At 37.0% G+C, this 7,528-nt stretch carries 5 protein-coding genes; 2 read left to right on the top strand and 3 right to left on the bottom strand.

From position 1 onward, the window contains the following. Together V6256_RS14325 and hrpA are read left to right on the top strand one after the other, a co-directional pair. Window positions 1-279: hypothetical protein (locus V6256_RS14325; RefSeq protein ID WP_341598926.1), on the top strand; the 279-nt coding region annotated here is incomplete at its 5' end. Between the two features lie 375 nt (window positions 280-654). Then, window positions 655-4,542, top strand: coding sequence for an ATP-dependent RNA helicase HrpA (gene hrpA, locus V6256_RS14320; RefSeq protein WP_341598924.1), 3,888 nt, complete (start codon window positions 655-657; stop codon window positions 4,540-4,542). A 193-nt stretch (window positions 4,543-4,735) separates the two neighbouring features. Here the strand turns inward: hrpA and V6256_RS14315 are convergent, their stop codons facing one another. The 3 genes from V6256_RS14315 to V6256_RS14305 all read right to left on the bottom strand — a co-directional run bounded on the left by V6256_RS14315 (window position 4,736) and on the right by V6256_RS14305 (window position 7,132). Next, window positions 4,736-4,993, bottom strand: a complete 258-nt coding sequence (locus V6256_RS14315) for a hypothetical protein (protein WP_341598922.1) — start codon at window positions 4,991-4,993, stop codon at window positions 4,736-4,738. A gap of 375 nt (window positions 4,994-5,368) precedes the next feature. Next, a complete protein-coding gene (locus V6256_RS14310) occupies window positions 5,369-5,854 on the bottom strand; it encodes an Hsp20 family protein (protein WP_341598920.1) in 486 nt (161 codons plus the stop codon). Between the two features lie 573 nt (window positions 5,855-6,427). Then, entirely contained in the window at window positions 6,428-7,132 is a 705-nt protein-coding gene (locus tag V6256_RS14305) for a DUF3581 domain-containing protein (protein WP_341598919.1), read from the bottom strand. Window positions 7,133-7,528: the final 396 nt, after the last annotated feature.

Below are 7,528 nucleotides of genomic sequence, written 5' to 3'. Positions count from 1 at the left end.
TTTTTAAACAATCAGAAAGTCGATACTAGGTGTGCTTTGCTAGACGCTTACCTTTCAGGAACCTTGTTTTTACTTTGTGGCGGCGTGCAAATTAAGCGTCAGCTTAATATCATGAGCAGAGAAGCTCTGCGACTCCTTTTTTTAGCCTCCGTTGAAAATGCTACATTAGGGGCGGTGGCTTCAGCCTCCCTTGCAAGTGCAATAAATAAAAGAACACACTTCACCAGTTACCTTTCCATACTTACCTTCGATGAATTTTGTTTATGTCTTTCGATTTAATGCAAGCAGGGAGACTAAAGTCACCGCCCCAAAGTGAAGGTCAATACTACTCCGCTTAGATAACTACTCACCCATTTATTAATGCTAGTTCAACTCACTTTTAGGCGCTGAGCAATTTGGGTTCGTGAATGGCCACCTTGAAAATATGCTAAAGCCAGTAAACTTCATTTGTAATGAAGTTTACTTACGGGCAAGTACTTTAAAATCTATCTTTTTTTATATGCTCCATCTTGAGTCGCTTTAATCGTAATAGATAAATCAATTAGATCATATTTTTACTTAGATTGGTATTAGATGACTTAAAGCTTAACTGCCACTATCCTTTTTCTAGTAGCCTTGCTAGGATCACTTTTTTGTTTTTGTTAGGTATCTGTTTTGACCATTTCTGCTTCTACTTTAAAAGACCATTTAAATGACGTGTTATATAAAGATCAATTCCGCTTTAAGCGCCGCATTGATAATCTACGCAATCTTAAAACACCCGAAAAAGTAGAAGCTACGCTGACCAAAATAGCCGTTGATATTCAAGTATCAATGGATAAGCGTCAGCAACGCTTAGATAATTTACCTGAAGTCTCTTACCCTGACTTACCTGTTAGCCAGAAAAAGGATGAGATAGCAGAAGCGATTGCCAATAATCAAGTGGTGATCATTGCCGGTGAAACGGGTTCAGGTAAAACCACTCAGATCCCTAAAATATGTTTAGAACTAGGGCGGGGTGTTTCTGGCTTAATTGGTCATACTCAACCTCGTCGTTTAGCTGCTAGAACCGTTGCTAACCGTATCGCTGATGAACTTGACTCTCCATTAGGTGAAACAGTAGGTTACCGTGTCCGTTTTACTGATAAAGTCAGTGACAAGTCATATATCAAATTGATGACCGACGGTATTTTATTAGCGGAAATTCAAAATGATCGTTTTCTAAGCCAATATGACACCATCATTATTGATGAAGCGCATGAGCGTAGTTTAAATATTGATTTTTTAATGGGCTACTTAAAGCGTCTTTTACCACGTCGCCCAGACCTTAAAGTTATTATTACTTCAGCAACGATTGACCCAGAACGTTTTGCTAATCACTTTGCGAATAAACGCGGTAAGCCAGCACCTATTATTGAAGTGTCAGGCCGAACATTTCCAGTTGAAACACTGTATCGTCCATTAGATGAATATGCCGCTGGCGACCAAATTGAAGGTATTTTCCAAGCAGTAGATGAGTTACAGCGTCTAGGGCGTGGGGATATTCTGATCTTCATGAACGGTGAGCGTGAAATTCGAGATGCAGCTGATGCCTTAAGCAAGCGCAAATTACGTGATACTGAAGTATTACCCTTGTTCGCCCGATTAAGTGTGGCAGAGCAAAATAAAATATTCCAAGGACACCGTGGGCAACGAATTGTCTTAGCGACCAATGTGGCTGAGACATCATTAACCATTCCGGGTATTAAATATGTTATTGATACGGGTACTGTGCGTATAAGTCGTTATAGCTACCGCACTAAAGTACAACGTTTACCTATTGAAGCCATTTCACAAGCCAGTGCTAATCAACGTAAAGGGCGTTGTGGTCGTGTTAGTGAAGGTGTATGTATTCGCTTATACAGCGAAGAAGACTTTAATGGCCGTCCTGAGTTTACTGACCCTGAAATATTACGTACTAATTTATCGTCAGTTATTTTGCAGATGTTATCGCTTGGTTTAGGTGAGTTAAATAAATTTCCCTTTGTTGAGCCACCTGAAGACAGAAACATTAAAGATGGTTTAAATCTGTTAGAAGAGTTAGGTGCAGTTAATTTAAAAGCCAAAGACCCACGTAAAAAACTCACTGGATTAGGTCGTCAATTAGCGAAGTTACCGGTAGACCCGCGTTTAGCTCGTATGATTTTAGCGGCAAAAGAGTTTAATTGTGTCCATGAAGTGATGGTGATCAGTGCTGCATTAAGTATTCAAGATCCACGTGAGCGTCCAATGGATAAACAACAAGCGTCTGATGAAAAACATCGCCGCTTTTATGACAAAGAGTCTGACTTCATCACTTATGTCAATCTATGGAATTACATTAATGAACAGCGTGAAGAGTTAACTAATAATAACTTCCGTAAAATGTGTCAGAAGGACTTCTTAGCTTATATGCGCGTGCGTGAATGGCAGGATATTTACACGCAAATTAAGCAAGTGACCGATGAGTTAGATATTAAAGTAAGCGATACACCTTCAAGCTTTGATGCTATTCATCAAGCTTTATTAGCGGGTTTACTGTCGCATATTGGTTTAAAAGATAAAGATGCTGAATACCTAGGCGCGCGTAATAGTAAGTTTTATATGTTCCCTGGATCTGGCTTATTTAAAAAGCAGCCTAAATGGGGCATGTTTGCAGAGTTAGTTGAAACCTCTAAGTTATTTGCGCGTGTTGCAGCAAGAATAAAACCAGAGTGGGTTGAGAAACAGGCACAACATTTAATTAAACGCAGTTATGCTGAGCCACATTGGCAGAAAAAATCTGGCGTAGTTGGCGCATTTGAAACGCAAACATTATATGGCATTCCGATTGTTAGTAAACGCCGTGTCGTTTATACACAAATTGACCCTGTATTATGTCGAGAGTTATTTATTCGTCATGCCTTAGTAGAAGGGGAGTTTGAAACGCGTCACCAATTCTTTAAAGATAACCAAGCACTGCTTAATGACATTGAAGAATTAGAACATAAGTCTCGTCGACGTGACATTTTAGTTGATGATGAAACACTGTTTTTATTTTACGATGAAATTGTGCCGCAAAATGTATGTAGTGCTAAACAGTTTGATAGCTGGTGGAACAGAGAAAAGAAACAACAACCTGATCTATTAAATTATCAACGTGAGCAAGTGATGGCACACGATGCCGATAAAGTGACTGCAAATGCTTACCCTGATTTTTGGCAGCAAGGTGATTTCCGTTTACAACTAGAGTATGCATTTGAGCCAGGCACCAGCCAAGATGGCGTGACGGTAAAAATACCGTTAGCATTATTAAATCAAATCTCTGATCAGGGGTTTGATTGGCAAATTCCGGCATTACGTGAAGAGCTATTAATTGCTTTAATTAAAACCTTACCAAAGGCAATACGTCGTAATTTTGTGCCTGCGCCTAATTATGCAGAAGCAGCAATGGCGAATTTGGCACCATTGCAAGGTCCGTTATTAGAAGCTTTTGAAAAGCAATTATTACGTATGACTGGTGTTCGTATTCCTGAAAATTCATGGGATGTGAGCGCTTTACCAACGCATTTACGTATTAAGTTTAATGTTATCGATGATAAGCAAAAAAGTGTTGCTGTTGGGACTGATCTTAAATTGTTACAGCATGACCTAAAAGGTAAGGTAAAACAGACGTTATCCAAAGTCTCGAAACAAGGGATTGAGAAGTCTGACTTAGTTGAATGGGACTTTGGTAAATTACCTAAATCTTTCAAGAAAGATCATGGAGGTTACGAAGTTAAAGCGTATCCTGCATTAGTTGATAAAAACAAAAGTGTTGCGATTGAGCTGTTTGACAGTGAACAAAAAGCACAGCGTTTTAATCAAGCCGGAGTACGTCGTTTAATTTTATTAAATGTACCGTCACCTATTAAATACTTACAACAAAGTTTACCTAATAAAGCGAAGTTAGGTTTGTATTTTAATCCTTTTGGACAGATTAAAGACTTAATTGATGATTGCATTAGCTGTGCTGTTGATGCCATTTTAGACGGTGAAGTTCATCCGCAAGAAGCACCTGAGTTTGAAGTTCAAAAAGAGAAAGTACGTGCTGAATTAGCAGATAAAACCTTACAAATAACGCAACAAGTGGAAGAGGTATTAACCTTGGCACATGCGGTTAATAAACAGCTCAAAGGCAAAGCTGATTTAACTATGCTGGTGGCAAAAGGCGATATTAAATCACAATTAGAACGGTTGATCTTCCCTGGCTTTGTATGCCAAGTAGGAGAGGCTAAATTAAATGACATTAAGCGTTATTTGCTCGCTTTACAAAAACGATTAGAAAAATTACCAGTAAATCCAAATCAGGATCGCTTAAATACTATTGAATTGCATGATTTGGAAGAGCGTTACCGCGCTTTATGTAAGAGTTTGTTAACCGATGAAACAGAAAACCCAGCATTGGCTGAAATATATTGGATGATGGAAGAGTTACGCGTTTCTTTATTTGCGCAACAATTAGGTACGCCTTATCCAGTATCAGCTAAACGAGTTCGGTTGAAGTTGACTGAATTGAAAGGTTAATGAGTGAATAGCAGTATTGTTTAGTATCAATACTGCTATTATCGTGATGGTTTGTTGTATTTATATTAATGGAAGTAATACGTCATTAATTAAAACATGTAATCCCTAAGTACAACGTCGGCCTTAGCCTTTTCATTATGCAAGTACGATATAAAGTGTTAATAGCTGTTGATATTAACGCTTTTAATTATCACTAATCTTGTTGCTCGCTATTAAGGGATAACTCAAGTTTTTCAACGTAATTCTTTGTTGATAATAATGGAAGAGGGCGGCCTAAACCAATAAACGCATTAACATGCTTGATTGCGGGTATTTTCCCACTTTCTTTGAGTACAGCTGTGGTGGTTGCTTTAAGTTCAATTAAATTAATACCATACTCCATCGCGAATGTCTCAACTGGTTTATAGGTCTTTTTCTCTGATAAAATGTTTGCGAAGTCGCTGTATCCCATTGTTATACCCTTTAATCTCATTGTTATTTTTCAGTTAAAAAAACTGATTTTAATAAACCCATTTACAAAAGCAAGCAGGTCTAAATACGTAAACAGCTAGTATGGGTTATGTATTGCTTTTTACCCACTTATATTTTCAGTTTTCCTTTTTCAAAGTGTGCTTTTTAGCAAAGGTATGAGTGAATTATAAAATTAAAGGGCTATTTTTCTGTTTCTATCTTTAATGGGGAGATTACAAATTAAAAGAGGTTATTTGAAAGGTTTTCATGTTAAGTGTTGTGAGCAGCTAAAACGTTTACTTATTTACAAACAATAAAAAGAGAGTGAAAACCCTCTTTTTATTGTTATCACGCATCGTTTTAAGTCAGTTATGGTTTAACTCGCTTTACTTTTATCGTTAATCACTTTCTCTTGTTTATGGTGTGTTAACGACTTATCTAATTGATTGATTGATATTTTCTTTGGTTTCATGGTTTCTGGTATTTCTTTTATTAAATTGATGTTTAATAAGCCATTGGATAGTTCGGCGCCAGTGACCTCAACATAATCTGCTAGGTTAAACTTACGTTCAAATGCTTGATTTGGAATACCTTGGTGCAGGTACTGAGCCTCTTTTTCTGTATCGTGTCTATTACCAGATACGCTTAGTACACCTTTTTCAACTTGAATATCTAGTTCATCTTGTGAAAAGCCAGCGACAGCCACTGAAATACAGTATTTGTTTTCACCAAGTATTTCGATGTTATAAGGTGGGTAACCACTTGTTTTTGTATCAGACATTAATGCGTTATCAATCAATGATGCTAGTCGATCAAAGCCAACACTGTTACGGTAAAGCGGTGTTAAGTCAATTGTATTCATAATAAGCCTCCTTAGAGTAAATAAAATAAAACAATAAGCGATGGGGTATTGTTATGTGTCATCGCATCACATTGATATATTTATGGGGACTAAAAATGATTTTCAAGTGGTCATAATAAATTTTTTAAAAGTGCAGAGGAATAAGTTAGTTGTTTTGATAGTTTCGCTTAATTAGCGCCCTTAAATTGTTTATTAACGGCCATCGTTCAGTCTACCTTGTCTTTACTTGTCTATTTTTAAACTATTGTAAAATAATATATTTATTTTAAAAGTAGTGTCGTTGGCGAGAGTCTTACACATTAAGCCGAGCATTAATCCAATGCAGTGATTGACACGCTATCTTGTTTGGTGAGAACTATTGGCTGTTCGTCAATGTATGTAATTGATGGTGGTCACGGTAAAGGCGCTTGTTAATAGTGGCGTAAAACGTGGTAGATCAGGCTCTTTGAGAATGAAGGCTTCTAAAGTCAGTGAAGAAATCCATGTTCCTAGCGAATCAGGTGTCTGTGTATAATATTGGAAGCACTCACAAGTAAGAAGTCGAGCGGCTTCTTACTTGTGAGTCTAGTCAGATTAAAAAGCGTTACGCATTGCTAAGTAGTTATCTGCAAACGCTGTGATAGCATCGTGGTCGTAAGGTTTTAAGCCACCAACTACTACGGTTTTTACTCCATGACCAATATTATTATCACCATCGAAAATATCAAAGTGTAAAAATTCATTAGCACGTTTTGCTTCTACTTCTAATTTACTTTCTGCTAGCTCAACATGAAGCGGGTTAGTTAAACTTAATGTATTAAATTCAAAGTTCATGCTGTTGTACATAACCAATGGACGCGCAGGGTTAAACATTACCTGGTGTTTTTCCATTAATGGCATTAGTAACGTAGGGAAGTTTTGCCCAGAAAAAACGACGTACTTTTTAATTAATGATTCTATTAATTCAAGGTCATGGCTCGTTTGGCCTTTACGGTTAATTTCTAACACGCTTTTACCTTGATCATTAGTAACCACAATGTGTTCAGCATCAGTTACTGGAAAGTTCAGTGGCATATTATCGCCGACCATATTGGTAAAAGTAAATCGCATAGACTCACTAATACCATATTCATTAATCGCTAATGCAAATAATAGGTCGCCTGGTACACAGAATCGTTTAGAGTTCGGGTCATGAATCGGATTGAAATCTTGGCACTCTTTTTTAGCAAATTGGCTTGCTTGTTCTGCGCTGATAATGACACTTTTGTCTTGTTTACTGTAGTAGGGATCTAATAACATTTCAGCTCTCAAATATAATAATGGGGGATAAAGTTGTCCGAAATCATCGGTCAAATGGTAATTTAGCAGGGTAGTTTATAAAAAAAACACTATTTTGGAAATAGATAAAGACTATTTATAGTATAAAGCTAGGGAGCAAGGGAGTGACTTTAAAAGTTATGTTATTAATCTTTCGAAGGTAAATGCTTATTTTTGATGAGAATATTTGCATTTTATCTACATTGGTAGTTTGTTTATTAAGGGGGCAAACAGGGAAGTGGGCAGAGAAGACTTCGAGGCGTTTGTTAAGCAGAGCTTATAAAGCTAAATCAGTATTCCTTTATAATTGTGTATATGTTCAAAAGAGACTGTAATAAAAACTGTGTAACTGCTTATTTATAATCCTACTATTTGGAA

The sequence above is a fragment of the Psychromonas aquatilis genome, assembly GCF_038155185.1.
GTDB classification, from domain to species: Bacteria; Pseudomonadota; Gammaproteobacteria; order Enterobacterales; family Psychromonadaceae; genus Psychromonas; species Psychromonas aquatilis.
The sequence above is the reverse complement of the archived record's forward strand: the minus strand, read 5'-3'. Positions and strand labels throughout refer to the sequence as shown.

What these genes read in the sequence shown, in the direction of transcription:
- V6256_RS14315 (WP_341598922.1), bottom strand. Translation starts at nt 4,993, where the DNA reads ATGGGATACAGCGACTTCGCAAACATTTTATCAGAGAAAAAGACCTAT.
- V6256_RS14310 (WP_341598920.1), bottom strand. Translation starts at nt 5,854, where the DNA reads ATGAATACAATTGACTTAACACCGCTTTACCGTAACAGTGTTGGCTTT.
- V6256_RS14305 (WP_341598919.1), bottom strand. Translation starts at nt 7,132, where the DNA reads ATGTTATTAGATCCCTACTACAGTAAACAAGACAAAAGTGTCATTATC.